At 53.5% G+C, this 24,085-nt stretch carries 28 protein-coding genes and 1 pseudogene; 17 read left to right on the forward strand and 12 right to left on the reverse strand.

The genetic code is table 11. From position 1 onward, the window contains the following. Positions 1-62: 62 nt before the first annotated feature. From J3A65_RS10725 to J3A65_RS10745, 5 genes are all read left to right on the forward strand, one after another. Positions 63-875, forward strand: a complete 813-nt coding sequence (locus J3A65_RS10725) for a metallophosphoesterase (protein WP_209901112.1) — start codon at positions 63-65, stop codon at positions 873-875. Between the two features lie 23 nt (positions 876-898). Continuing rightward, entirely contained in the window at positions 899-1,666 is a 768-nt protein-coding gene (locus J3A65_RS10730; protein WP_209901115.1) for a hypothetical protein, read from the forward strand. 271 nt (positions 1,667-1,937) lie between these two features. Continuing rightward, positions 1,938-2,987 carry an N-acetyltransferase gene (locus tag J3A65_RS10735; protein ID WP_209901117.1) on the forward strand — a complete coding sequence of 350 codons (1,050 nt, stop codon included), beginning with the start codon at positions 1,938-1,940 and terminating at the stop codon, positions 2,985-2,987. Continuing rightward, positions 2,965-3,387 (forward strand): hypothetical protein, encoded by a 423-nt coding sequence (locus J3A65_RS10740; protein ID WP_209901119.1) that lies wholly within the window; start codon positions 2,965-2,967, stop codon positions 3,385-3,387. The genes J3A65_RS10735 and J3A65_RS10740 overlap by 23 nt, the downstream gene beginning before the upstream one ends. Positions 3,388-3,391: 4 nt before the next feature. Beyond that, entirely contained in the window at positions 3,392-3,919 is a 528-nt protein-coding gene (locus tag J3A65_RS10745) for an ATP-binding protein (RefSeq protein ID WP_281064430.1), read from the forward strand. On the opposite strand, the gene J3A65_RS10750 is transcribed toward J3A65_RS10745, so the two are convergent. The 4 genes from J3A65_RS10750 to J3A65_RS10765 form a co-directional block, all read right to left on the reverse strand. Further along, the gene (locus tag J3A65_RS10750; RefSeq protein ID WP_209901124.1) at positions 3,899-4,411 is read right to left on the reverse strand and encodes a GNAT family N-acetyltransferase; all 513 of its coding nucleotides are present in this window, start codon (positions 4,409-4,411) and stop codon (positions 3,899-3,901) included. The two genes, J3A65_RS10745 and J3A65_RS10750, sit on opposite strands and share 21 nt — an antisense overlap. A 64-nt stretch (positions 4,412-4,475) precedes the next feature. Next, positions 4,476-5,543 (reverse strand): hypothetical protein, encoded by a 1,068-nt coding sequence (locus J3A65_RS10755; RefSeq protein WP_209901127.1) that lies wholly within the window; start codon positions 5,541-5,543, stop codon positions 4,476-4,478. Between the two features lie 752 nt (positions 5,544-6,295). Continuing rightward, complete coding sequence (locus J3A65_RS10760) at positions 6,296-8,767, reverse strand: hypothetical protein (RefSeq protein ID WP_209901129.1); 2,472 nt, start codon at positions 8,765-8,767, stop codon at positions 6,296-6,298. Positions 8,768-8,983: 216 nt separating this feature from the next. Beyond that, complete coding sequence (locus J3A65_RS10765; protein ID WP_209901131.1) at positions 8,984-9,136, reverse strand: DUF3606 domain-containing protein; 153 nt, start codon at positions 9,134-9,136, stop codon at positions 8,984-8,986. 156 nt (positions 9,137-9,292) lie between these two features. Between J3A65_RS10765 and J3A65_RS10770 the strand changes: the two genes are divergently transcribed. Further along, positions 9,293-9,997, forward strand: coding sequence for an SOS response-associated peptidase (locus tag J3A65_RS10770; RefSeq protein WP_209903453.1), 705 nt, complete (start codon positions 9,293-9,295; stop codon positions 9,995-9,997). Positions 9,998-10,672: 675 nt separating this feature from the next. Here J3A65_RS10770 and J3A65_RS10775 read toward each other — a convergent pair. After that, positions 10,673-11,080, reverse strand: a complete 408-nt coding sequence (locus tag J3A65_RS10775) for a hypothetical protein (protein WP_209901133.1) — start codon at positions 11,078-11,080, stop codon at positions 10,673-10,675. 47 nt (positions 11,081-11,127) lie between these two features. On the opposite strand from J3A65_RS10775, the gene J3A65_RS10780 reads away from it, so the two are divergent. From J3A65_RS10780 to J3A65_RS10805, 6 genes are all read left to right on the forward strand, one after another. After that, positions 11,128-12,033 carry a Ku protein gene (locus tag J3A65_RS10780; protein ID WP_209901135.1) on the forward strand — a complete coding sequence of 302 codons (906 nt, stop codon included), beginning with the start codon at positions 11,128-11,130 and terminating at the stop codon, positions 12,031-12,033. A gap of 10 nt (positions 12,034-12,043) precedes the next feature. After that, positions 12,044-12,856, forward strand: a complete 813-nt coding sequence (locus J3A65_RS10785) for a Ku protein (protein ID WP_209901137.1) — start codon at positions 12,044-12,046, stop codon at positions 12,854-12,856. Between the two features lies 1 nt (position 12,857). After that, on the forward strand, positions 12,858-13,184 hold the full coding sequence (locus tag J3A65_RS10790) for a hypothetical protein (protein WP_209901139.1): 327 nt from the start codon (positions 12,858-12,860) through the stop codon (positions 13,182-13,184). A gap of 253 nt (positions 13,185-13,437) precedes the next feature. Continuing rightward, complete coding sequence (locus tag J3A65_RS10795) at positions 13,438-13,749, forward strand: hypothetical protein (protein WP_209901141.1); 312 nt, start codon at positions 13,438-13,440, stop codon at positions 13,747-13,749. A 94-nt stretch (positions 13,750-13,843) separates the two neighbouring features. Beyond that, positions 13,844-14,293 carry a hypothetical protein gene (locus J3A65_RS10800; protein ID WP_209901143.1) on the forward strand — a complete coding sequence of 150 codons (450 nt, stop codon included), beginning with the start codon at positions 13,844-13,846 and terminating at the stop codon, positions 14,291-14,293. 935 nt (positions 14,294-15,228) lie between these two features. Then, positions 15,229-15,483, forward strand: coding sequence for a hypothetical protein (locus J3A65_RS10805; RefSeq protein WP_209901145.1), 255 nt, complete (start codon positions 15,229-15,231; stop codon positions 15,481-15,483). Between the two features lie 420 nt (positions 15,484-15,903). Here J3A65_RS10805 and J3A65_RS10810 read toward each other — a convergent pair whose 3' ends face one another. Continuing rightward, the gene (locus tag J3A65_RS10810) at positions 15,904-16,443 is read right to left on the reverse strand and encodes a hypothetical protein (protein ID WP_209901147.1); all 540 of its coding nucleotides are present in this window, start codon (positions 16,441-16,443) and stop codon (positions 15,904-15,906) included. A 182-nt stretch (positions 16,444-16,625) separates the two neighbouring features. Beyond that, the gene (locus J3A65_RS10815; RefSeq protein WP_209901149.1) at positions 16,626-17,033 is read right to left on the reverse strand and encodes a hypothetical protein; all 408 of its coding nucleotides are present in this window, start codon (positions 17,031-17,033) and stop codon (positions 16,626-16,628) included. A gap of 44 nt (positions 17,034-17,077) precedes the next feature. Between J3A65_RS10815 and J3A65_RS23350 the strand changes: the two are divergent. Beyond that, positions 17,078-17,176 (forward strand): annotated as a pseudogene (locus J3A65_RS23350) (transposase domain-containing protein); the annotation flags it as partial. Between the two features lie 738 nt (positions 17,177-17,914). Here J3A65_RS23350 and J3A65_RS10825 read toward each other — a convergent pair. Both J3A65_RS10825 and J3A65_RS10830 read right to left on the reverse strand, forming a co-directional pair. Beyond that, positions 17,915-18,385 (reverse strand): hypothetical protein, encoded by a 471-nt coding sequence (locus J3A65_RS10825; protein ID WP_209901153.1) that lies wholly within the window; start codon positions 18,383-18,385, stop codon positions 17,915-17,917. Positions 18,386-18,721: 336 nt separating this feature from the next. Beyond that, positions 18,722-19,255 (reverse strand): hypothetical protein, encoded by a 534-nt coding sequence (locus J3A65_RS10830; protein ID WP_209901156.1) that lies wholly within the window; start codon positions 19,253-19,255, stop codon positions 18,722-18,724. A 351-nt stretch (positions 19,256-19,606) separates the two neighbouring features. Here J3A65_RS10830 and J3A65_RS10835 point away from each other — a divergent pair. Further along, positions 19,607-20,397 (forward strand): IS5 family transposase gene (locus J3A65_RS10835; RefSeq protein WP_245341514.1). Its coding sequence is split into 2 segments (ribosomal slippage): positions 19,607-19,937 and positions 19,937-20,397, totalling 792 coding nucleotides; the frame shifts between segments, so codons are not numbered across the junction. Here the strand turns inward: J3A65_RS10835 and J3A65_RS10840 are convergent. After that, positions 20,368-20,817: a hypothetical protein gene (locus tag J3A65_RS10840; protein WP_209901158.1), complete on the reverse strand. Its 450-nt coding sequence runs from the start codon at positions 20,815-20,817 to the stop codon at positions 20,368-20,370. The genes J3A65_RS10835 and J3A65_RS10840 overlap by 30 nt on opposite strands. Before the next feature lie 275 nt (positions 20,818-21,092). Next, positions 21,093-22,154: a hypothetical protein gene (locus tag J3A65_RS10845; protein ID WP_209901160.1), complete on the reverse strand. Its 1,062-nt coding sequence runs from the start codon at positions 22,152-22,154 to the stop codon at positions 21,093-21,095. A 203-nt stretch (positions 22,155-22,357) separates the two neighbouring features. On the opposite strand from J3A65_RS10845, the gene J3A65_RS10850 reads away from it, so the two are divergent. Beyond that, positions 22,358-22,690 (forward strand): hypothetical protein, encoded by a 333-nt coding sequence (locus J3A65_RS10850; protein WP_209901162.1) that lies wholly within the window; start codon positions 22,358-22,360, stop codon positions 22,688-22,690. 90 nt (positions 22,691-22,780) lie between these two features. On the opposite strand, the gene J3A65_RS10855 is transcribed toward J3A65_RS10850, so the two are convergent. Further along, positions 22,781-22,948 (reverse strand): hypothetical protein, encoded by a 168-nt coding sequence (locus J3A65_RS10855; RefSeq protein ID WP_209901164.1) that lies wholly within the window; start codon positions 22,946-22,948, stop codon positions 22,781-22,783. 86 nt (positions 22,949-23,034) lie between these two features. On the opposite strand from J3A65_RS10855, the gene J3A65_RS10860 reads away from it, so the two are divergent. Together J3A65_RS10860 and J3A65_RS10865 are read left to right on the forward strand one after the other, a co-directional pair. Further along, positions 23,035-23,556: a hypothetical protein gene (locus tag J3A65_RS10860; RefSeq protein WP_209901166.1), complete on the forward strand. Its 522-nt coding sequence runs from the start codon at positions 23,035-23,037 to the stop codon at positions 23,554-23,556. 288 nt (positions 23,557-23,844) lie between these two features. Beyond that, on the forward strand, positions 23,845-24,057 hold the full coding sequence (locus tag J3A65_RS10865) for a hypothetical protein (RefSeq protein ID WP_209901168.1): 213 nt from the start codon (positions 23,845-23,847) through the stop codon (positions 24,055-24,057). Positions 24,058-24,085 lie beyond the last annotated feature (28 nt).

The raw sequence follows: 24,085 nt of genomic DNA on the forward strand, positions 1-24,085 counted from the left end.
GACGAGACCGCGTCGATCTTGCGCCGTCTCATCGCATCCCCATGCCCGAAGGAAATGCCAAAATGCGTGCTTGGATCATCAGCGACATTCACCATTCTAGACTGGATGCTCTCCGAGGCCGTTCCCTGCATATCCCGGACGCCGACCTGTGCATCTGCGCAGGAGATGTCAGTAGCAATATGGGCGTGACCATTGCCTATGTTCAAGAACACATTGAGCCCCGGATGCCCGTCGTTCTCGTTCTCGGAAACCACGATTATTATCATTTCAGCATTTCCATGGCGCTGGAGCGAGCCCATCTTAAGGTCCAAGGCACTCGCGTTCATCTGCTGGAAAATCAAAGCGTTGTGATCGGAGGTTGCCGCTTCCTTGGCGCGACACTCTGGACGGACTTCGCCGTAAGCATTGGCTACGACGAACATGTTCCGCCGGAAGAGCGCCGCGCCATCGCGTTTGCGCAGGTGCCTTGGCGAATGCAAGATTTCTTTACGATCTACCCCTCAAACCCGAGACCCGGCGACGAAAATGGCATGGTAACTTGCCGCGAAATTCTCGACCGTCACATCGAAAGCAGGCAGTTCATCGACAACGAACTCGGCAAATTTCACGACGGACCAACCATAGTTGTCACGCACCACGCGCCGTTGGTTGAGAGCTTCGACCCTCGATTTCACGGCCAAACGACGAATGCCGCGTTTGCCTCCGACCTATCCGATCTCATAAGGCGGCGAAAACCGACTGCCTGGATACACGGGCACATTCACAAGGCCCGCGACTACTTGGCGGACGGCACGCGGATCATTTGCAATCCGGTTGGCTACTTCCACGAAGGAAATACGTCGGGATACCGCCCCAGCCTCTTGATCGACCTGTGAGTCTAACCCAAGGAAATCTCATAATGTCATATGCGACGCCCGACGCCCGCGATCAGAACGCCCTTCGAAGCTTGTTGCTTATTTCCACGGGGCATTTGACTTGGCGAACCGCGAAGTTCCTCCGAGATCACGACGCTGCGGACTGGCCATCACCTGGCGGTCACTACGGCGACCTTGGCTGGTTTTTCTGGGTGAATGATGGTGCGAATGCCATCGTCCCTCATCTCCCACACGATCTGATGAGCGCTTTCGAGTATGCGGCGATCCAAGGCGCGTCTTTCCTGATCTTCCAGGACGTAAGCCGGGTAGTTCCTCAACTGCCGACCTACATCAAATCAGGCGCATTCGAAGCGAATGCGTTCCTCAACCGGCGAAAGGCCCCTATCGAGAGTTTGGACGAATATGCTGCCGCTGAATCGCAGAAATTCCTCTCCTTGGACCCCGACTTCATTGCGACGCCCGCATATGTCGCTGTGAAGATGGCGGAGGTCATCGATGATATCGCTACCCACGCTACAAACTCGCAACTGTCGGCCTTGCGTCATGACAGCCTTCAGCAGCTCTCGGACCTGGCTATCACCTATCATTTTCATACTAAGCGCAACACTAAGGGTTTTGGAGCCAAAGCCAAACTCATCGAGGACTTGGCCGCCGAGATGGATGCTATCTTGGCGAACCACGATCTCGCATCTCTTGGGAAACACCGTCGGGCGCGAGAGATTCTTGACAACGTTCAATATCGACTTCGACTGACAAACAAGCTTTTTGATACGGAATCGACAGGAAGATAGATATCACGGCTCGTCCGCCCGCTCACTTTTCCGAGTTCAAACGGAACTTGCCGTCCTCCGTTACGAAGCTATCGACGTCCGGAGCCATCGAATAGACGTACACTTCGCCGCCGATGATCACGAGCTTAAGTAAATCCGGGTCCACCGCCGCCTGGGCATCCGGGCTTCAATTTTTCACCCACGGTTCGGCAGTGCGATCCCCAGTAGACGTTTCATTCTTTTAGCTTAACCTCGTCTAGAAGTAGCAACAGATTCGCTCAGGGGGGAGCGCGTGGCAAGAAACCTTAGACTAACCAAATTCAAGAACCTGTCTTTGGATGACCCGTTTTTTGACTCTCTTAAAAAAGGATACGGGGAGTTTCCGAAGTGGTTTGCAAGCAAGGCTGAGGATGATCTGTATGTCGTCGATGACGGCAAAGAACTCAGTGGCATGATCTACCTTAAAATGGAAAAAGGTCCAGTCAACGACGTCGAGCCTCCGTTACCGGCGGGGGACTGGATGAAGGTGGGTACGCTTAAAATCGTAGGAAAAGGGACGAAGCTCGGCGAGCGTGTTATCAAGAAAATCTTCGATTCGGCGCTCGATAAGGGCGCAACGGGCATTTACGTCACCGTTTTCGAAGTTCACAAGCAACTGATCACCCTTTTCAAAAAATACGGATTCTTGGAGCACGGAACGAAGACAACAGACAACGGCGTGGAGCACGTTTTAATCCGCTCTTTGACGGATCACGTTCCCGACATCCTGGCGCGTTACCCGTTCATGGATTTTGCGGGAAAGAACCGATGGCTTCTCGCAGTTTACCCCGAATACCATACTCGCCTTCTTCCAGATTCAATCCTGAACAATGAAGCTCAGGAAATCGTCCAAGACGTGTCGCATACCAACACGATCCACAAGATTTACATCGGCAAGCTCTCATTGACGCGAATGAAAAAGGGCGACGCCGTTCTTATCTATCGGACTTCGGACAAGAAAGGTCCGGCGCATTACCGGTCAGTAGCAACGTCTGTTTGCGTTGTGGAAGAGACACACAAAAAGAAAGACTTCGCGTCGGTTGACGACTTTCTCACCTATTGCCGACCCCACAGCGTTTTCGACGAAGCCGAGTTGAGTCATATGTTCGCGACATACGGCCGACTCTATACGGCAAAGATGACCTACAACGTCGCTTTCAACAAACGTATCACCAGGGGAAAGATGATCGACGAAGCCGGAGTTCCTGTGCAACCGCGCTGGGACTTGAAGCCTCTTACAAAAGAGGCTTTCGACGCAATCGTGCAGATGGGACAAATTCATGAAAGTATTATTATCAATTAATCCTGAGCATGTGGCGAACATCTTCAGCGGTCTAAAGACTTATGAGTTTCGCAGAAAAGTGTTCGCGAGGAAAGATGTCACCACTGTCGTAGTTTACTGTACGATGCCAGTCGGGAAAATCGTTGGCGAGTTCGATATTGACTGCATAATTGAAAAGAGACCTGACAATTTATGGGAGGAAACAAGCTCCGGCTCGGGAATTTCCAAACAGTTTTTCGACAGTTACTTCGAAGGCCGTAAGGTAGGATACGCACTGAAAATAGGTGAAGTCCGAGCATACGAGGCGCACGTCGATCCCTCAGACCTACTGGACAACTTCACACCTCCACAGTCGTACATGTACATTAACCGCGACCGCCTTAAAAATACTGATGCACGTCAATTAGAGCTTGCTTGGTAAGACGTTGCGGCATGACCTCACCGTTGTCTTTGGCGTCTCGGGCGTGGGCAAAACAACTGTATGCGCCAACTTGGCGAAGCGTCACCACGAATTCCGACATATCACGGCTAGCCAACTCATAAGTCAGACTGCCCTTTCAGTCGGCCGCTCTATGGACGAGATGCAGGCTATTCAGGCGGAGATCGTCGAACGAGTCTGCCATCTCAGAGAAAGCGAGCCGCGCCGAATCATTCTCGATGGCCACTGCGTCATACGGCTCGCGTCAGGGCTCTATCAACTGCCAAGTGAGTTTATAGTCGCATTGGCCCCAGCGATGTTAATCCTCATCGAAGCAGAGCCCGAGACGATCTGGAAAAGAAGAGTCGAGCGCGATCAACTCGCCAAAGCCAGGACAGTCGATGAAATTGGTCTGGAGCTTTCGATGACGCGTGACACTTGCTTTGCTTACCACCATAACCTCTCGGTCCCACTAAGGGTATTCAAGAGCGATCAAAGCGACCTTGCGGAAGATTTATTCGCCTGCCTGACCTGATGGAGGCTGCCGAGCATCGTCTTCATTGACAGCTGTCGCATTTTCGTTGAATCCTAATTCGAAACGTCCAGGCACATAAAGGCCGTTCCTCTGTGAGGTTTCGCTGAAGCCATAGTGATCGAAGATGCGCTCGAAAGCCGGAAGCTTGCCCTCGCTGACGGTCAGATGAGGCCGGTCATCATCTAGCCACCGCAACAGATGATCGAAAATTCGAACCCCCGCACCCCGACCGAAATGCTCTGGCAGCACGCGTACGGAGCAAATCTTCTTTTCTGTTGGGCCGTTTTTCGCGATGCCTACGCCGATCAAGTGACCGTCACGTTCTACACGGTGGATGTAACGTTCCTGCACGCGCAACCCCGGCACCACCTTGCGACGGAACCAGTTCTCGATCCCGGGGTAATCCGCTGAGAGCGGCAACAAGAAGTGGAGAACCTCTTCCTCGCTCGGATGAAGTTCGAGTGTCGGGCCGTGCAATAGTCGCGGCAACATGGGGCCTGCCGATCCTTTGGAAGGCTTAGTGAGTTGTGTGTTCAAACGTTGGCCTCTCAATGGCTTAGCCGTGCTGGCTCCAAGTCTGATATAGGTAGGTAACGAGTGAAATTAACACGGACGCGAAAACGTTACCCGAAAGGCCGAACAGAAATGCCACCAAGAGATAAATGATAACAGTTCGGCGGCCGGTGCGTCGAGTTTGCAGTTTGACGAATGACGAAAAATCCAAGAGAGATTTTCCGGGTTCGGCCTTCCTTTTCCAATGGTAGACAACCATGCCATCCGGCACACCGCTATCCACGTAGTCAGACCAAGGCTGAGACTCAAGAAGTCGATTTTTGTGCCATTGGATGCTGCTCGATGCCAGGTCAGAGTTGATCGGGAAAGCGGTAAGAAACGCGATCAACGTTACGGGCACCTTCATGCTGCCCTCATCAGCGTTCATTCGCTGTTCTATTGCGACAGGAAGGGTTCTCAGCTCATTGAACCGAAAATCGATGTATTCAATCTCTTCAGAGCCGCTATGGAAATTCCTGTCGCCTGGCGAGATGACTCGGATAAAATGACCGTTGGTTGGGCTTAAGAATACTCGTAAGCGGAAATAGGCCCGGTCCCCCTCTTTCAAATTGTTGCAAACAGATTCAACGGCACTGCGCCTAATGGATAGAACAGTCCCTCCGCTTTCTTGAGCGATGCCAAGCTGAGAGCGGTCAATAGCCTCGCCGTCGCGTATGAACTCATGCACGCGGCAAAACATACCCTCGGGGGTCTTTAGATCGACCCGCGCAGGCCGGAGCACTTTCGTGCACTCAAGCGGCTCGTTAAAAATTCCCTGCGCGACGGAGGGGTCCGCGAGCCTACCTGAACAATCTTCGATGTCTTCTCCTGCTACTAAGGTAGGCAAGAAGATGTTGATCTGATCGACAGAGAGAGGATTGGTGAGCATTACCCCGATTTCCAGGAAGTCACGAACCGTGCGGCCCCCTTTGCCTTTGAAATCTTGGTCGCCTGCAATTCTCCACAAATTGAAGTGCGCTTCGAGCGATGCTCTGGGGAGGTCGGCGATTGATCGGCACCAAAGCGCCATGCTCCCATCTTTACGGGATGCCTGTCGGACGTTCATATTCATCTAAGCGATCTTTGACTGCAGTCCCTATTGCTGATTATCTATACACGCTATATTTGCGGTGTAGAAGTGAGGAAATATTGTCTGAACCTTGCGAAAAGACCTGAGGACGTTGGTGTCCGGATAGTGCTTGTACGGTTTATCCCTGGGCCGTTCGATCCAATAGGAACAAGTCCAGGGTCTCATAAACATTCCGCCAGCCGATGCCGAGGAACGGTATTACAACATCCTGGACCCACCAGCCATGGCCGCATAACTTAAACCAAATGGCCTCCGGCAAACCCGGCGCAGTTCAGGCCGCTTTCGGTACCGGTCATGAGCTATTTAACCTTATGTACCTCTGCATGAATGGTAACCGGTGTTCTGCCCCCACATTGTCCGCCGTGGCCTGAGCTGTGACCGAAGTCTTATGGACGAGCTACAAGGAGTGTCTCCATGGAGTCTATCTTGGAGGTTTTCACAACGCGACGGAGCAGCCGCGAGGCACAACGCCAATAGCCTGACGAGGTCGAGGCACGGATCGTTTCTGAGAGCTTGCGAACAGGCGCGAAGGTAAATTAAGTGGCCGAGCGCCACGGGCTGAAGGCCATCCACCTGTCATCGCGTGTCGGCTTTAAAGTCCAGGCAGTCGATCTTGACTCCAAGAAAGACGCATCGGTTTCATGGGAGGTATGGACGGTATTGGTTTGATTGACTCGATGGAAGGAATCCCAGGAATCGGTGGTATCCTACCAGCAGACATAACGTTCACCCGTTCACGCCCGATTTATCCCTCGTCGCGACAAATTTTTAGCCACTCGGTCGAATGTTTCCTGACCAATTTGGCAGGCCGCTTCCCAGTCGAAATAAGATGGAGAAACATTCATTCCAACCCAAATCTGTGACAGGTAATCCCTAAATTTAACCGATTTCGCGTAGCGATCAGCCAAACTATGTGACCGAATCATAATCTTAATGTCGTCAGCAACAAATTCATTGAATATCGGCGTATCTACGCACATCGCATCTAAATAATTGAATGTGCCTACCCAAATCTTCAGGTGATACGCACCGAACGTCGTAATACGAAAAAACTCCGGCACGAAGCCATATACGCCATCTTCATCTTCTTCAAAAGTGACTCGATCAGGGGCTTCGATTAACTTTTTATTATTTGCGCGGCGTACTGCAGCTTCTATTGAACTCGGCAAAAAGCCAAACGACTGTAACTCTTCAATCACTACGGAGACTAGAACAAAGCCCTCTGCATTCCTCCTTGGAGAATTTTCATCTAGCATTCCGAGGAGCAGAGGCATTAAGAAGTGCTCCTTGGCATCGTCGGTACTTACATCGAACATGTTCGCGGCAGCCGCTCGGTCCGGATGATAATACTGGTTGTCACCCTGCAGGGCCACCTTCCAGAAATCATGCACTGGAATGAGGTAGTCGCCAGATTCTTCTAGTGCCAATACGGCACTATACAGATCAACATTAGGGTTTCCAAACATTTGTGCTACAAAGTGAATTAGTTCCCTAACATTCCCTGCCGTGATGTTTTCTAAAAAAATCTTAATTGCGTCTGATCGGTCGATAGAGCCGAGAAATACTTTAATTAACGTAGCTATATTTTTTAGTCTAAGCGAGATGTTTTTCAGCTGAGAGAGTTCAACCCTACCCTCTGCGATACTGAGCGCAAATACTAAGCGCTTCTCGACTGCTTCATCGACCCTCGGCGGAGCAATCGTGAAAACGCGATGCGGATAAGCGGCAAGCGTCCCGGATCGCTTCGATAGAAAAAAGGTCTTGGGCCGCACAGACACAAAGACTGTAGCTCTCCAATCGGCGGCCAAATTTTGCGCGATCACAAAGGCCTCTTGCTGTACAGCTGGACTCCGCTGGTCAGCGTTATCAAGAGCAATTATAATTTGTTTGCGCTTCTCTTTTGATAGGTACTCTACGGCAAGCCTTAGGTGCTCAGCCCTGTTAAGCTGTTTAGAACTGAGCATTTCGAGCAGCTTGTCATTATACTTTTCTGGATTTGCAGACTGCTCTGCGCCCCAGATCGACTTTTCGAACCTCTTGATATCTTTTTTGTATACTGACCTGACGAAATTATTTGAACCAACATCAATGTCGTACTTTCTCTCCAAAGCTTCTTCGATTTGATCGAGAACTAGTTCCCTCACTGATGACGAAAGCGCACCTTTCCTACCAAGATTGACGTACGCGTATATTGCGTGCTGAAATTCAGAGTAAGCACTCACATACATTAGATGCTTAAGAAACGACGATTTCCCAACGCCCACATCGCCGACCAAGGCTATTGGCCTACTTGAGATTGCCTCCGCTAAAATTTCAGGTGTGAGCTGAGGTTTCCCACCTTTCTTCGAAACGGGCTGTGCTGCAGATGCATCGGGTGCATCTGGGAAAAGGGAGTCATATCTAGATGCAAGCATATGTCTGCTTATCAAACCATGCTGCCCCAACGCTCCGCTTTCACAATAACATTCCTCATAGAACTGTTGCTCCAGTTCTTCTTGCTCTTCGACGCTCAAAAGTAGGAGTTCTGCAATGTCGATCATAGAACGCTGCAGGTCGCTAGGCTCTCGATACTGGGGATAGCTCGGGATTACAGCCGAAAGCTTTTCGGGTGGTTTGGGCGTTACGCTACGGCTTAGCAGCTCGATCAGGCTGCCAGTTCTCAGTCCTCCTGGTGACAATAGCTGCCACGCACGAGGGAACGAAACTCTAAGGTTTGATAGGCTTTCGAATACAATGCATTTGCTCTTAGACGTCGATGATAGATCGGCTTCTGCGATAAACGCTATAATCTGGTGACCGTTGGTCGCAACAGCGATCTTCACGCCCCTCGATAGGCAATAAGAATTTACTTGTCCGATTGCCGAATTACAAAGTTCAGACACTTTCATCAAAGAAGCGAGCGAATAGATTAAGCTTTTCTGCCGTTTTGCGGGCAGTTCGAAGACACTGCCAACTCTCTTTGCTTCCCAGATGGCCACCTTTGGCGATCCCAACTCGTAATCCGAATACTCCCCGCCATGTGGAGTTTCGAGTCGGAATTGGCTTGGATCGCTGGGCCACCCGAAGCATTCGACAATAAGCCTGTCTATAATCTGAAAACGAGTTTCTGCTTCATTCCAATCTGGAAGCGCCGTGCCGAGTTCCGCAATCAACTTGTCAAGATTCGCCTGACCATCTGATAATTCTTCAGCTGCGAGAAGTGGCATCTCTATTCCTCCAGAATTGGTGGAACTTGAACGACACGAAAATTTCCTGCAAGCCTGATCTGCCACCCTCCCCAATTAAAGATTGAAACAGCAATTCAATGCAATCGAACTGGGCGGTCACGGGTTACACGGACACCCTAGCTACAGTTGTTGCAACTCAGTGCCCCATAATACATGCGTCTGCTGACGCATTCGGGTATCTTACAAAACGCGGGACTATTCAGTCCGGCTGTTTCCAACAGCCTTTACCGCGTCTTTCACATCTGACTTGGACACGCCCTCCTTCTTCACCTCGTAGCTCACTTCGTGATCCTGTCGCGCCGCGACACGAGCCCTGTCCTGATTGCGCCCGCTAGTCGTTGTTGCCATCTCGGCCTCCTCTATTCGATCTTGATAAACCTCGTACGGATTCTCGAAGTTCCTCGGATGAAGTGACGTCCATGAAGTTCAAGCCTGCAGGTGTCATGTATGATGTTGATACTTCAGTCTGGCCGCATATCTACGCAGGACACGGGAGAGATGGACATGTGCAACCTCTACAATGTCACAACCAACCAGCAGGCCATCAGGGACTTCATCAGCATCACGCGGTTTCGGGAAGGAAACCTGCCGCCGTCAATCAACGTCCACCCCGATCGCGATGGCCCGATCATCCGCGTGGACTCGGACGGCGAGCGCGAGCTGACGATGTCGACCTGGGGCATGCCGACGCCCGAGGTGCATCTCGACGGCAAGCCCGACAAAGGTGTTACGAACGTCCGCAAGACCTTCATTCCCCACTGGCAGCAGTGGCTCCGGGTCGAGAACCGTTGCCTCGTACCTGCGACGGCATTCAGCGAGTATGAGCAGACCGCCGATCCTGCCACGGGAAAGAAGCCGCTTCGATGGTTCGCCGTCGGCGAGGACCAGCCGCTGTTCATGCTTGCAGGTATCCATACGAAATGGATTGGCGCACGAGGCCCGATCAAGGCACCCCGAGAGGGTGAGCACGACCTCTATGCCTTCCTTACGACCGATACCAACGAGATCGTAAAACCTATCCATCCGAAGGCCATGCCCGTTCTTTTGACAACGAAGGAAGAATGCGAGATTTGGATGACCGCGCCATGGAGCGAGGCAAAGGCCCTTCAACGTCCCCTGCCTGCAGACCGGATGATGGCGTTACCGCGTTACACAGCAGTTGGAGGCCTTGGTGGACTTCCGGCAGAGGCGAAAGACCTATTCGGCTGAAGGGTTGTCGAACGGCAGGACTACGGCAGAGGGGGCAAACGTAGTGTCGCGGACCGGTTGTGGCTCGCTGACAAAGAGCTAACCTTCGTGATGGCTAGCCCTCTCCAAGACTACCCTCGCCCTACCGCAGGCGAGGAGGGGACTATGCAATCCGAAACGCCCGAATAATAGTTCAAAATCACTGACAAGAATTGAGGCTCGCCGCCCGCTTAAAGCGTGGTCCGTCTGCAGCGAGCCTCGGCTGTAGGATGGGGGACCCGGGGTGGCGGGCAACCACAGCACTCCATTGTGGACCTATCGCATAATGAGCGCAACGGCCACATCTGACCCTCTGAACAGCTAAGCGACCCGGCGGGACCGAAGGTCAATCGTTCCTGTGTTTACCTCAAGGCAGAGAATGCCGTTGTCCGTCAAACGATGAGGTTCAGCGGAAGCGCACAGGCCGAGAGACGCAAGTTCTTCTATGCAGATCGCGTGCTTCGACCCAAGTCGTCGCGGAAGCTGACCAGCGAGCATGCGCAGCGTTTCGATCTCGTCCGGTATCAATTCGGGCATAGGTCCCTCCAACGCCCAGATAGGACGTCGGTGGTAAACAGGTCAACGATACGATGGCGTATCAACGTACGAAATTGCCCGCAGTCATAGCTTTAGCCGATCAACTTTCAAGCACATATGTCACCGGACTCTGGCCTGCAGGTTGACGTCGTTCTGCATTCGTTCCATCTGTTTGTTATGGTCGGGAATCTCAGAACGCTTGCCGAAGCCGTCAGGCACAACATGGTGGTCGTTGCGACGTGCCGCCCGTGCGGTCGCGAGGGCAGGTTTCTGGCGCGTGACCTCGCCCAGTACAAAGGGTGGGACGCCAGCCCCTGGAAACTGAAGTTCCGGTGCAGCGCGTGCGACGGTACGAATATGAAAATCAGTTGCGAACTGTTCGACCCCGACCCCAGAAGCGTCCAGGTGATCTGGAAACCGATTGAGATCAAACGGTAAGCCTGCCTGATGAAGCAACGCTGAATCAATCTTGCAAGAGAACCGCTCAAGCCATTGAAAAATGATTCGTTTTGACTCGGAACGAATCACTCAGAATCCGATTGGAGTCGCCAACCAGGTGATTCGGAGTAAAGCGTATGGCAGGGCATCGAGCGCAGTGGAAAGGCTTCCTCAAGTTCGGAGAGGTCACAGCGGGCGTGGCGCTATATACAGCAGCCTCCACCTCCGACCGCATCACCTTTAACACAATCAATTCGGCGACAGGCAACCGGGTCAACCGCGTCTTCATCGACAGCGAGACCGAAAAGCTGGTGCCGAAAGAAGCCCAGACCAAGGGCTTTGAGATCGAAAACGGACAATATCTCGTCATCGATCCAGACGAGGTGGCCGCCACGATCCCGGAGAGCGACAAGACGCTCGAAATCGAGGCGTTCATCCCCTGCTCCGACGTCGACGACGTCTACTTCGACAAGCCCTACTACCTCACCCCCGATCGCATGGGCTCAGCCGCGTTTGTAGCACTGCGCGACGGTATGAGGATGTCCAAGGTCGCAGCCATCGCGAGAACCGTCCTCTTCCGGAGAATGCGCACGGTTCTCATCCGTCCCCACGGTAAGGGCCTGATCGCCACCACGCTGAACTACGACTACGAAGTTCGGTCCAGCGCAAAGGCGTTCGAGGAAATGCCGAAGCTGGAGATCGAAGGCGAAATGCTCGATCTCGCCAAGCACATCATCAGCACGAAGAAGGGGACATTCGATCCGGCAACCTTCGACGACCTATATGAGGCGGCACTCGCCGAACTGGTAAAGGCCAAGGTCGAAGGCAAGGCGCTTCCCAAGCGCAAGAAGATCGAGGTGTCGCAGCCGAGCGACCTGCTCGCCGCCCTTCGCGAGAGCGCAGGGCTGCTGAAGCCTGCCGAACCCAAACCGGAACGCACGGCCGCCAATGCCAATGCTGGCACTGGTCGCAAACGTGCGGCGCGTGGGGCGGTCGGGAAGTCCGCCGCTTCGAAGACCGCCCCGCAGCGCAAGGCAAGCTAGGAGAGAGACGATGGCAATCCGTCCTTACTGGAAAGGCTACCTGAAGCTTTCGCTCGTCACCTGCCCGGTCGCCATGACCCCGGCGACAAGCGAGAGCGAGAAGGTGCGGTTTCATACGCTGAACCGCGAGACGGGCAACCGTGTCGTCTCGCAGTACATCGACTCTGTCACCGGGAAACCCGTGAAGGACCAGAACGAAGCGAAGGGGTATGCCCGTGGTGAGAACGACTACGTTATCCTGAGCGACGATGACCTCGACGCCGTCCAGCTCGACACGGTGAAGACAATCGACATCCAGAAGTTCGTACCGTCGCAAAGCATCGAATGGGTCTACCTAGAAAAACCGCACTACCTGATGCCTGACGATGCCGTCGGCCACGAGGCTTTCGCCGTCATCCGTGATGCGATGAAGGCCGATAACGTCGTCGGGGTATCCAAGCTGGTTATCGGCCGCCGCGAACGGGCAGTCGTGCTAGAGCCGCGCGACAACGGCATTGTCCTCTGGTCGCTACGGTTCGGGGACGAGGTACGGCCTGAAGAGGCGTATTTCGAAGACATAGACGACGAAGCGGAACCCGGCCTGATCCCTCTCGTCCAGAAGCTGATCAAGCAAAAGTCCGCGAGATGGTCACCCGACATGGTGAGCGATCCCATACAGACGAGCCTGCTGAAGCTCATCGAGGAGAAGAAGAAAACCCTCAAGCCCGCAAGGAAGTCCTCGAAGACAAAGCAAGCGCCTGCTCCCGCGTCGAACGTGGTCAACATCATGGACGCGTTGCGCAAATCTGTCGCGGACGACCTCAAGAGCAGGAAGGCAAGTTGATATGATCGACCATACCGAAATCACCCTGTGCGAACCAGCACCGTTTCTCTACCACGAAAACGGACAGATCACGGTGACGGACGGCTCGCAAGTGTGGCTGGTGATCGTGACGTGCGAAGCAATCAGATCGATTGCCAACCCGCCGGAGATGTCGTTGCGACGTCTGACGCTTTACGCCAACTTCTTCACCTGTCTGGCTGCTGCCGCGATATCTCGCGGGGAGAACATCGGGGGCAAGGTGTTCATCAGCGAGAGCGACGTTCTCTCTACGAAGTTGAGCCACAGGCATGTTCTGCACACGACTGCGCGAAGTTCAAAACAACGCTGACATCTAGCTCACGCGGGATGACTGCCCCTGGGTCGGGTGGTCCACTTGGCCCGGCCTTCTCCTATGCGCTTGGTTGCGCCGAACGATATTGTAGGGCTTCTCCGGCATCATGAGCGCCGATGTCTATGCCGGATACAGGACCCTGCTCACCCAGAGCGTATCGACCCAAACGTCAAAATTGCGTACTGCTGGTGGCGGTCATTATTACCTATCCCGGCTTTCGCTAGGGTCGACCGGACACGGGAGCCTACTGATGGATTTGATCGCTGATAGGCTTATGGGGAAAGAGCTGAGGGAAATTCAGCACAAGGCAAGATATAACACGATCATCACTTTTGAAGACGGTGCGATAACGGCTTGGACCGAGGTAAGGATTGACATCGGTTTCGGCGATGATCCTGTTAGAGTTACAGAATTGGTTTGGTCTGACGAGTGGTGTGAGATTCTTCTCGACGCAGGTACAATACGGATTAGCCGCATCCCGCACTCGCCCAACCCGGAGTGCTTTATCTATGGCTCAACAATCAACCCTGATCTGATGATTGTTGATAGAGGAGAAGAATAGGTCTGCGTCCGGTTGCTGCCTGGCGCTTCGCCGTAGTTGCAGAACTTGCCAAGGGCGTGAGGCAAATTGTAATCTCCAAACGTCGAGCGCCATCATGAGCATTACCGATAAAGAGCAGGTATTTCTTGACAAGTGCGACTGCAAGTTCCCCTACCGCGATGCAGCGAAAGCTGAGGCGTTGATATTCGAAGCTTGCTCGATTTCTTCAAATGCGGCATTTTGTGTGCTGTACGAACTCGTTTGCCCACCAGCGTCTGCACAACTTTCGGGGCCGAAACAAAGGGACTTGCTGGCTTCCTGGACTAGACGAACATCATTTCCCTTGGCCGCTCCGATAGGCGATTTCGCCAAGCGAGTGCTCAATGGCGAAGCGGTATCGCTGGAAATGGGACTGGTCCTAATGCGTGAGGTCGCGGCAGCCGAAGGGCAGTATGCGGCGTTGGCGGTAGTTTCTCATCTCGCTTACCAAGTCGCTGAAGAAGCCGAATATGGATTAATTGATACACTTGAGGAAGAAACGAGAGCCCGCTGGTTTAAAGCCTGACGGCGGTTTTCGTCGATTGCTGTCTTCAGCTTCGAGCCAAGGGCGGCCGTTGCATCGCATTTTGGTACGAGTGATGACGCATCATACTTTCGCAAACGCAGGATGGTTCAGGGGGATGATAACGTGGTCAAGGTCTACCGTTTCAAGGCTGGCGTTATCAATCACTGCGCGGCTCCAAGTGACGCTGTCATAGCAACTTTCGGTAATATCGCGAATTTCAAGACAATCTTTGGCGGCGGCGTCATTTTCGGGCCGTCTTCAAGTCCCGAATTCTTGGGCGTGTGGGGAAGCCGCAATGCGTCGCGGCTTCATCGTCTCCTTAAGGAGGCGCTCGGGCCAGTCGAAATCATGAACTCAGAGCCTCCTGCCCGAAAGACGTTCGCCAGCATAAATGGCTCCAGGCTCACCCGAGCACAGCGCGATGCTATGATGAAGAGAATTCGAACTCAGTCGGCATTCACTGAAGCCAAAGGCTTGTCCAGCGGATATGTGGACGGACATTAGGTCCTAAGGCAACAAACGTTCGTTAGTTACGTGGCTACCCTACCTCGGAGGTAGCTTTGCTGGATACTAATCCACTCCTCCGGAAACGGTTCGTGGTCTTGCTCAAATGACGTCGTGTACTTGCCCCAGCCTTGTAGCTTCCAATATTTTATCATCAAGTCGAAGGTGCTGGAGCCGCGAATTTCACCGACCTTGCAAGCCCCCTCGTTTAGGACAGACCTGAAGCCATCCCCCATAGGGCCAGCCAAGCACAAGCCCGGAAGCATCTGCCCATCTGCTTCCGGATCGAGCCAGACTTCATGAACCAGCTCGAACTGCATGGCAGTTCTTAAGACACAATGTACGCCGTTAAACATATATGGAAACAGAGAAGGCCTCAGCAACGAGTCGTTGGGCCGAAAGCTGCCAAACAATGGATCAAGAGTGAACCGATGCCAGCAGAAATCATGGATTATAGACTTGTTCTAACGGCTTTACGTTACGCCCTGATCGAGATCAGGGCGGCTGAAAACCTGCGAAAAGCACAATCTCTTGCGGACGTATTCCACAACGTCCCAAACGGAATTGCATCGGGCCGCTCGCCTGAGGACATTCGAGCCCACTTAAATCAAACAGCGGCTCGATTGGGTTGCGAAGACTATATCAACGGCCTCTTCGACAGTGCAGTGAAAAATATGGAGAGATAGGGCCCTTCATTCGCACAACGGGCAGGAAGGCGACCTTAACCGCTACGCGCAAATTGCGTTCCTCATTCTGAAAGTCTACCTTCAATCCATGCCTTTCGCCTCAAAACTCATTCTCCACTCGCCGGTATCGAATGCAGCTCTGCTGGAGGGTTTTGTTGTCTCGTTGACCGAGTTTCTTTACTGGACATTTTCGGCCCCGCGTCAGCCGTTCTGGAAGAGCAAATAGACTGCCTGGTGATAGGCGACAGATCGCAGCCAGACCGCTTCCTTTGCACTTCATCTCATCCAAACGAGCCGCTCAATGAAGTTCTTGCGATGGTGGACGCTTGGGACGACGGCGAAGGCGGCGCTGTAGAGCAGGTTCATCTTTGACCGGTTTAGTTCTAAAGCTGACCACTACCCTGGTCTTCGTGGCGTAGCCTACGGCGCTGCTCCTGTCATAGTTCTGATCATACGTTGTTGACTGCGCTTCTCTAGTCCCGGGAGGGTAAGGTCCCAAGCATACCATTCGGCTTCTTGTTCCTTCCCGGCGGCTTGCAACGCGAGTATCTGCTGCCGCTCGTGAGACGTTAGAAAGCTGAAAGTTGCGTCGAGGTCTATGATGCCTTGCGATCCGCGCATCGCGGCCTGCCGTACAGAAGCTGCGCTCTCAGCAAAGCTCTGCTTCCTGAGGCGGCTGATTAAAAGCGAGGCAGTCAAGACTTTAGATATCCGTTTCGGACGAATACCATCGGTGATCGCATCGTTGAGCACCTGTTTGACCTCGTCTTCTTTGAGGCCAACCTTGACAAGCAGATTTGCCAGCTTCGCAAGCGCGTTTACCCGATACGCGTCAACATCGGATGAGGACTTGATCATCGCGACAATATCTTCAGGAATAACCTCCGCGCAAGCCGGTTGGCTAGACCGAACGCTGGCGGTCACCAAGCTTACTATCAATCCTACTTTGGCAAGACGCACATCGGACTCCCTTCTAACGCCGCCTAGCACTGCTTAAATCGCGCAGCTTCGCAGCTAACATGCCTAAGCAGAGATGCGCCTGCCTGCAACGCTCAAAGATACTAGGCACGAAAATCCCACTACCGCCCTAGTGACAAGCGCACGGCAACTTGGTGGCGATGGAACAAACATGGTGGGATGACTCAACCGGCATTGGGATCAACCCAGCTGAACCGTGGCTCGTCTCTCGTGATGACGTCCAGGCAGTCGCCTCCGGTGACGAACAGATAGTGGACTGATCCTGTTAGCACTGTCTCAAAGACTTGGCGTTGCGCTGCCCAGAACGGGCTTCCCTGGACCTTGTAAGCGAAGTGGTTGGAGACGTACCCCACCGTTTCCATCCCCTGTTGCTCCAGCGGCAGATGCATTTCATCAATGACCCGGAAGATGTCGACGTCGGGGAAGAACACCCTTAGGAGCTTACTTTTCCCCGCAACGGAGAAATAAGCCCTCAGTTCCTTCGATCCTGAGCAGGTCATTTCCAGACGATCAAGGTCTGCGGCCGCCGCTCCTGCCCCAAGATCAAAACTCATGAGTTCGTATTTTATCATCAAGTGTTGAACTCCCTAACTCATCGAGATTGGGTCATTGTGGTCATGCCGTCGATCCTCTGACTTAGCTGACCAACACGATGGCCGCTATCGTCAACGGGCACAAGCGGAACCAGATTGATGAGTTGCTTCCATGGGGCTACAGGGATCAGTCATGTCCTCAGAAGACTTCAGTGGTACTTAGCCGTTGTCGGGTCACAATGTACGGCTCCTATGGTGCGATGATAGCGGGCGAAGCCGGGGCAATGGCCACATACCTTAAGGCGTACAAATTCGTTTTTTCGACAATGGCGTGCGTTGCCCAATCAACGCCTACAGCTTTCGCTCAAATCGCTGCATCCAATGAGCGACGTGTGCAAGCCGCTGTCATGCTGGATGGGTTGGAAGAGCCCATCGTCGGTGCAGCCCATTGCAGGATCGATAAAAGATGCGAGATCATTTTTGGTTTAGGATCAGGCGTGAAAGTGGATGTTACCTGGCGTCGCCGCGAGACAGTCGAGTCTGCAGATTTGACTATTGAGTGTCCGAAGGTCTGCTCATTCACATCAGGTCGGTCTAAGGTCACTTTCCAGAAGGAAAGAAAATTTGATCTTTTTCGCGGCGCAGAGAACCAGGTTGAGATCGAGCCGGTATTGGGGCCCAGGATCAAAATTGGGGAAATTTTTCTGATCGTTGGATAAGCGTACTGATGGCTGCAATTGGTGCATTGTTGCCATTTGCCTGGCAGCGGAGGTCGTTCAAAACGGCAAAACGTGTGGTAATTCCCAGCCTACAGCGCTTTCCTCAAAGCTTCTTTGAAAAACGAACGCTACTCGACGCGTATCTCACACGCTGGGCAGCGCTCCCGAGGCATAGCAACTCAAGAACTTCGTCAAAGGGGCCTATGGGCAGTCAGCTTGCAGAAGAGTGAAATCCTCACGGCCGCTGGGTTTAAAGTCGTAAACGTACTGCGCCGAGGTGTACCTCCCTCGTTTGAACTGGTCTCTCCAGTAGCTGCAAGCGGGAATCCCAATCGTCGTTTTCAGCTCAGAGGAGGTTAAGACAGAAACGCTTTCATCCAGATCAAAGAAATATCGCACCGCTTTGCCGTCGATCTCAACGCGTTTCATCGTCGTGGAGGTGTCCACTTTCATGGGAAGGCCAGCATTCGCGACGTCGTTTTCGACCACAGGCATGACGAAGTTGTCAGACACAGGCTTAGATGCGGCAACGGCTACGACAATTAAAAGTACTGAAACCTTCCCATTCGTTCTGCCTAGCACAGTACCTATCGCGCCAGCCATACCTCCCATCACGCCCGCTACGATTGCGGGAATAAGCCAAGTCGGCCAAGCGGCCATAAACGCAAACATGCCTACCTCATAACTGGTTATCGCAATCAAAAAAAAGCAGTACGGTTGTAGACGATCAGCGTTACAACAGAAGCCAGTTTCCTGGTCAAGTTGCACTCGCGAGCCGGTTGCTGTTGCTTCGCCTCGGTCGACGGTATCGCAAGAATACTGCCTGTTCCCCAACTTGAATGCCTTGGCGCGACATACGTAAGCGCTACGGCAAGTGAGAGTCAGCTTACTTGCGCTTCCGAGCTGGCCGAGAATGCTTAAATTGATCGCATATCACCAATATCCGCGTACCTCAGCGAATAGATCGATAAAGCGACAAGCCACCATGGCAGTGGATGTCTCTGCAGATTAGTGGATCGGGCGTCCGTGCAGGATCGTCGGCACGTCGTACCCGAACTGTGCAGCAGCCACCTCGACTATCAGTGTCGCGTCATCATCCCAGTCGGCGAAGACTAGGCCGGAGGGGTCGCTGAGCCGATCTCTCAAGTTCAAAATGTCTGTCAAAGAGCTACGTGCCGCGTGCCGACAATTATCTTCAAGGTCGCAAAGAACGTCGATGAGGTACCTGCCTAGATCGTTATCTACGTAACCTCGGAAGTATTCCTTCGCCAGATGGATCGCGGCGATCCTCCGGAACGCGTCATCCCGGTTCGTGATCCACTGCCGCAACAACGGACGATATTGGTCGGTCATGCCAAGGTAGCGGCACAGCGCCTTGATCGCGTACTCGGCGTAAAGGTTGTTCCCCTCGCCATGCAGATACATCTCCAGCAGCGGAGCGTCTTCAGCAGCGCTATAGAGGCCTACGACGAAGATGGCCTCTATAGCGCTCGCGCCCTTCTTCCGCAGAATGTTCCTGGCAAGCTCAACTTCTGCTTCCAAGACAGGTCCTGGTTCAAGACCCTTTGCACGCAGGACTACTTTCTCAATGCCAACAGTGTTCGTGAAAGCTTTGGTCGAAGACATCGTACCATGTACGACCGACTCACGATGAAAAGCAACAACCTCATGAGGCGATTGGCTGTGATCCATCCGCCTTAGTGGCTCTTCAGTTCTGCCGCTAAACGACAGTAGTATCAATGTTGACGCCAGCGGCCAACGGAAGCAAACTTCGCTTCGCTAGACGTATACCCTTCACTCATCTTCCCAGCTTGGCATTGGCTAGGGCCTGTTGACAAAGTGGATTCCCAAACCAGGAGAAGCGTGGTGCAAGACTGCTTTTAGGAGGCTGTTTTGGCTCGCGGCGACCTTACGGATATGGAATGGCGGATCATCCAAGGACTGCTGCCTACCGAACGTGGAAGGAAGTCCCAGCCCGCGCACGATAAGCGGCGATACCTGAACGGCATGCTGCATGTTCTTCGGGTAGGCTGCCCCTGGCGCGACATGCATGAGCGCTACGGGAAGTGGAACTCGGTCTATGTGAGATTCCGCCGCTGGGCCGAGCAAGGGGTTCAGGACGCTTTGCTTGACACCCTCGTTGAACTTGGGCTGACAGATGACTGGCAGCATATGATCGACGGCACCACATCTCGCGGCCATTCTCAAGCTGCGGGCGCTAAAGGGGGACTTATCGGGAGGCTTTTGGTCGATCACGCGGCGGCTTTACGACGAAAATCCACGCCCGTGCAGACGGTCAGGGACGCCCTCTTGGCTTCGTTCTGACGGGAGGGGAGACTTCGGACTACAATGCCGTTCCTGATCTGCTGGCGATGCCGGTTGGCAAGCCGAGGCTGTTCCTTGCCGACAAGGGCTACGACGGTGACTTCCTACGTGAAGAACTGCTGAGCCACGGGATCAGGCCGGTCATTCCGCCAAAAGCAAACCGGAAGAACCCTCCTGCCTGCGACTTACGCGCATACAAGGATCGAAACCGCATCGAACGGATGTTCAATCGCCTCAAGCATTTCCGTCGCGTGGCCACGCGCTATGATAAAACGGCGAGGTCATTCATGGCATTCCTTGCTCTGGCTGCCGTTCGCGTTTGGCTGCCATCATTCGTCGACCTGGTCCAAGACCCATGACGTAGTCGGAGCCTCTCCCATTCGGACGTCTTTGTAGGTCGAGCTAATCTTGTTCAGCACCGCCTCGTCATCCGAATCGATCTCGTAGAACGTGCTATCGACCGCCCGGATTATCACCCACGGCCTGTCTAACTGCGCGGCTGCCAAGCCGACGAACTCCCCCCAAATAACCTGCCGCGTATTCTCAGCCAAGGCAGCTAAATCAGAGCCCGAAAGCTGGCCGTCGTCTTGTGCTAATCCCTCAAGCCGTTCGCCCCCTTCACCGGTAGCCTCAAACCATTCGTGCCCAGGTTTGGACGACTTGACTGTGGAGACAATCCAACGTGCTTCTAAAGAACGAGGTGCCAAAAGTCGCAGCAGGTCTCTGAGATTAAGCGCAAGAACGTGATCCTTGAGATCATAGACCCTAAGTGTCGCCATGGCGTCCTCCGTGAACCCACGGTCGCATTGGCAGAAACACTTTGTCAACAGGACCTAAGCCGCTCCAATTGACGCAGGATATACGAATGCAAAAACTGAAATTCGTGTGCTTTAATGACGAGCGGATGTCTTCGACTACACCAAGCGCTTCTACAATCAGAAACGCCGCGACCCGACACTGTTTAGCCCCAACGACTGCTAGACCAGGGTGAGCTTAGCTCAACCTCGTCTCTTTGAAAGCGGCAGAAGGCCCACTGGCCACTTCTTGCACGTACTCACCTCTTGCTGAGAATAAACGCCGCGAGGTCCCGCACGGATTTGTCGTGGTCGTTGGCTAGGTGTTTTGCGCATGTGCGTGAAAGTTCTGCGGGAATTGTATGGCGGTCAGCGCATTGCAGGAATGTGCGGCGCACGAAGGCAGAGCGATCTGTGATTGCCATCATGGCAATTGGCTCAGGCTTTGAGGCAATATCGAGGGGGCGGCTGGTGTATACTGGAACGAGCTTGGTAATGTTGTAGCGTTTGTCGAGCCACTTGTGCTCATAACCGGATCGCCATCGAGCCGTGCCTTGCAGCAGGGTTTCGACGGCAATGGCGCGAACAATGGGGTTTGTGGCGTGAGTGGCGATGTCACTTAGATACGTATCCAGCCACGGGGTTTTCAGCGCAAGCCGGAAGGAGGTTGGCACTGGCCCAGCGGCACTGGACATTAACAGCGTTGCAAACTCCGCGCCGATATCCGGTCTCGTCATAAGGCTTCTGGCAAGCGTTTGCCCGGCGTCATTCCAACGGCCCCACTCGCTCTGACGGGGAAACAGCATAAGCGCGACCTCTGCGAGCACGTGTGGTGGCGTGACGGGCAGCACGCGCTCCACGCAGCGGTTGGCGCTTTCGCGCACCTGCACCGCCCAGTCGTTCATTCGAAAAAGCACGGCTGCCACCCAGAAGGGCGAGACAAGCCCCTGCGTGATCTTCTCCAGCGCCAGTTCACGCAACTGGCCATTGCCATGAAACAGGAACAAAAGCGCCAAACCCGGTGTGTCGTGCAGCTGGTTGCGGTGGGTGAGCGGTGTTACGAGGCTTTTCCAGAGGGACTGGGGTTTGACCGCACCGAACAAGTTTGCCTCGTTGCGAATTGCCCCTGACACAAGAGTGACGCTAAGCGGTGACAGGTCATTCAACAGGCGAACGACCGCCTCCACCTCACCCTGCAGCGCCTTGCCACTATATAGCTTTTCGCCGACAGCATTTAGGGCTGCTCTCAACTCAACACTCATGATCGAAGGTTTGGTTTTCATGCTGCTAGCTGCCGTAAAGGCGCTGGAGATATTAGCCATGTTCGCCACTTATAACAGTGCGATGGGTTCGTCAGGGTGCAGAGTAATTCTGTAGGCGTAATCACAAAGCGTCAATGCCACTATGAGGCTCGAAGATACCTCTTTGCATTCGGTCAACAATGACCGGGTCGGGCCGAAAAGCGTCACGTATCGACTTGAGAAGGCCGGTCCTTGACTGCGACTGCTAGCTGTGGATGTTGTCTATGCATAGCCGTTTGTGGAAGAAGAACGCGGACATGCTCAGCCACCCGATGATTTTGATTTTGGTTATCTTGTTGCTCTGGGCGGCATCTTTAGCGGCTATTGTCCTCATTCCGTACGCACCACTCGGTGTATATATTTTTGCTGCCTTAGTCTTCTGGTTGAAGAAATACGTGAAGGTACCAATTTCAGTTCAGCGAGTGTTCTATTCAGCGAGGCCTAACCCAAAGTTTGTCACCGTGATTGCTAAAGTTGCGGGAAAGACCTTGGGTTTCCTAACGCTATTTTTGACGCCGTTTTCTCTGATAGCCCTGTTCGACAACCTTCTCGCCTAGCCAAGAGAGTCTGCATTGCCAAGAAGTATATTGTTGATGGCGATGTTGCTGACGCGATCAAGAGTTCTCTCCATGTCGGATTGAGGCCCCTCACTCGATGCGGGCTATCTGGAAGAACGGCTGGGAATTTGCTACGAACAGGTAGGCGATCTCCACGCCGCGAATTACTGGTATGGTCGAGCGGTGGAAGGAAATCCGGTGGCAAGGCTCGAAGCAGCACAAGCCTACGAACGCCTCGGTGATTTCGGCATCGATCATCTGTTGTAAGTCCGGCTTGGGCCGACTGCGGTCATAGCTGGGATGTTGAAATTCGCTTAGCGTGGGCGGGAGCTAGCGGGGCAATCATGATCGAAGTGAACATTCACCTCTACTGGGGTCCCAAGCCTGAAGAGCTTGAGACACTTGTCCTTAAAGCAATTGAGCACCTCGCTGAGATGAAGGGGCTTGGGCCCCCATTCGAGACTTGGGTTCGACCGGGTAAATCTAGGAAGATCGCGCTGGCTGGCCCGGTTATTAACCCGACCGATCCCGAGGAAGTGCGTATGCTCTTTTTGAAGGGACGAAACTGGACAGACTTCCCACCAAGAACCGTTATTCCCGAACTGGGATATCACTTCGGGCTGTGGAATCGGGCCTTTGGTGATGTGGATGCTACATTCTCGATAAGGTGCGGGGTCAACTCAGAGTTCTTGTCGCAGGACGCGCAGAATCTGTTGAATCTAAGGGCCGTCGCACGTGAAGGGCTGCCCTCGGACGATGCTGCGATCAACCAAGTGTTTCTTCGCTTTGCAGATGTCTGGAAGCCACAGAGCGGACGCGCGTGGATCAAGTGGGCGGACGCCGAACATACCGTCGCCGCGATGTAGCGCGGCAGCTTCGGGCCGAAAGCGACCACGACGCTGATACGCCAGAAGCCTTGAAGTAGTCATCGAGTTTGTTGCGACTCGTGGTAACTTTGGGCGCACAAAACAAGGTTCCTCTTAGTGCCTCCACACGCTCCGAGCCAAACTGACAGCGAACGTCTTACGGCGGTTCGTGATTTGATCGAGCTGCGAGATAGCCTTGCGAACTGCCAAAGTCAGCTGTCGAGGTTCTCTTGGGACTATAAGGGCGAGCCCGTTCTTCTCACGCGGAAGGATGTAGAGGCCGTACTCATGTCATACCTCGAAGGCAGGCTCAGTTCGGACGACTTAGAGAAATGGGCCGATCACCTCGAACTGAGGGAGGATGTCGCCTACGAGATTGGACATCAGGAATGGATCAATCTCGTTCTTTGGACCTTGTCGGATCAGCAGTTAAACGGTGCGATATCCACAGCGACCGCTTCGCAACTGCTGTCGATAGACGAAGAGCAAGCCTCTATCTGACGTCTGCTCTGGGCCGACAGGCGTCATC

Source organism: Rhizobium sp. PvP014, assembly GCF_017876855.1.
GTDB lineage: Bacteria > Pseudomonadota > Alphaproteobacteria > Rhizobiales > Rhizobiaceae > Neorhizobium > Neorhizobium soli.

Coding starts and splice junctions, on each gene's coding strand:
- J3A65_RS10770 (WP_209903453.1), top strand. CDS start 9,293: ATGTGCAACCTCTACAATGTCACAACCAACCAGCAGGCCATCAGGGAC.
- J3A65_RS10750 (WP_209901124.1), bottom strand. CDS start 4,411: ATGTTGCCGCGACTATTGCACGGCCCGACACTCGAACTTCATCCGAGC.
- J3A65_RS10760 (WP_209901129.1), bottom strand. CDS start 8,767: ATGCCACTTCTCGCAGCTGAAGAATTATCAGATGGTCAGGCGAATCTT.
- J3A65_RS10780 (WP_209901135.1), top strand. CDS start 11,128: ATGGCAGGGCATCGAGCGCAGTGGAAAGGCTTCCTCAAGTTCGGAGAG.
- J3A65_RS10755 (WP_209901127.1), bottom strand. CDS start 5,543: ATGAATATGAACGTCCGACAGGCATCCCGTAAAGATGGGAGCATGGCG.
- J3A65_RS10790 (WP_209901139.1), top strand. CDS start 12,858: ATGATCGACCATACCGAAATCACCCTGTGCGAACCAGCACCGTTTCTC.
- J3A65_RS10805 (WP_209901145.1), top strand. CDS start 15,229: ATGCCAGCAGAAATCATGGATTATAGACTTGTTCTAACGGCTTTACGT.
- J3A65_RS10840 (WP_209901158.1), bottom strand. CDS start 20,817: ATGGCGACACTTAGGGTCTATGATCTCAAGGATCACGTTCTTGCGCTT.
- J3A65_RS10825 (WP_209901153.1), bottom strand. CDS start 18,385: ATGTTTGCGTTTATGGCCGCTTGGCCGACTTGGCTTATTCCCGCAATC.
- J3A65_RS10800 (WP_209901143.1), top strand. CDS start 13,844: ATGAGCATTACCGATAAAGAGCAGGTATTTCTTGACAAGTGCGACTGC.
- J3A65_RS10730 (WP_209901115.1), top strand. CDS start 899: ATGTCATATGCGACGCCCGACGCCCGCGATCAGAACGCCCTTCGAAGC.
- J3A65_RS10855 (WP_209901164.1), bottom strand. CDS start 22,948: ATGATCGATGCCGAAATCACCGAGGCGTTCGTAGGCTTGTGCTGCTTC.
- J3A65_RS10725 (WP_209901112.1), top strand. CDS start 63: ATGCGTGCTTGGATCATCAGCGACATTCACCATTCTAGACTGGATGCT.
- J3A65_RS10860 (WP_209901166.1), top strand. CDS start 23,035: ATGATCGAAGTGAACATTCACCTCTACTGGGGTCCCAAGCCTGAAGAG.
- J3A65_RS10850 (WP_209901162.1), top strand. CDS start 22,358: ATGCATAGCCGTTTGTGGAAGAAGAACGCGGACATGCTCAGCCACCCG.
- J3A65_RS10795 (WP_209901141.1), top strand. CDS start 13,438: ATGGATTTGATCGCTGATAGGCTTATGGGGAAAGAGCTGAGGGAAATT.
- J3A65_RS10740 (WP_209901119.1), top strand. CDS start 2,965: ATGAAAGTATTATTATCAATTAATCCTGAGCATGTGGCGAACATCTTC.
- J3A65_RS10845 (WP_209901160.1), bottom strand. CDS start 22,154: ATGGCTAATATCTCCAGCGCCTTTACGGCAGCTAGCAGCATGAAAACC.
- J3A65_RS10765 (WP_209901131.1), bottom strand. CDS start 9,136: ATGGCAACAACGACTAGCGGGCGCAATCAGGACAGGGCTCGTGTCGCG.
- J3A65_RS10865 (WP_209901168.1), top strand. CDS start 23,845: ATGTCATACCTCGAAGGCAGGCTCAGTTCGGACGACTTAGAGAAATGG.
- J3A65_RS10815 (WP_209901149.1), bottom strand. CDS start 17,033: ATGATAAAATACGAACTCATGAGTTTTGATCTTGGGGCAGGAGCGGCG.
- J3A65_RS10785 (WP_209901137.1), top strand. CDS start 12,044: ATGGCAATCCGTCCTTACTGGAAAGGCTACCTGAAGCTTTCGCTCGTC.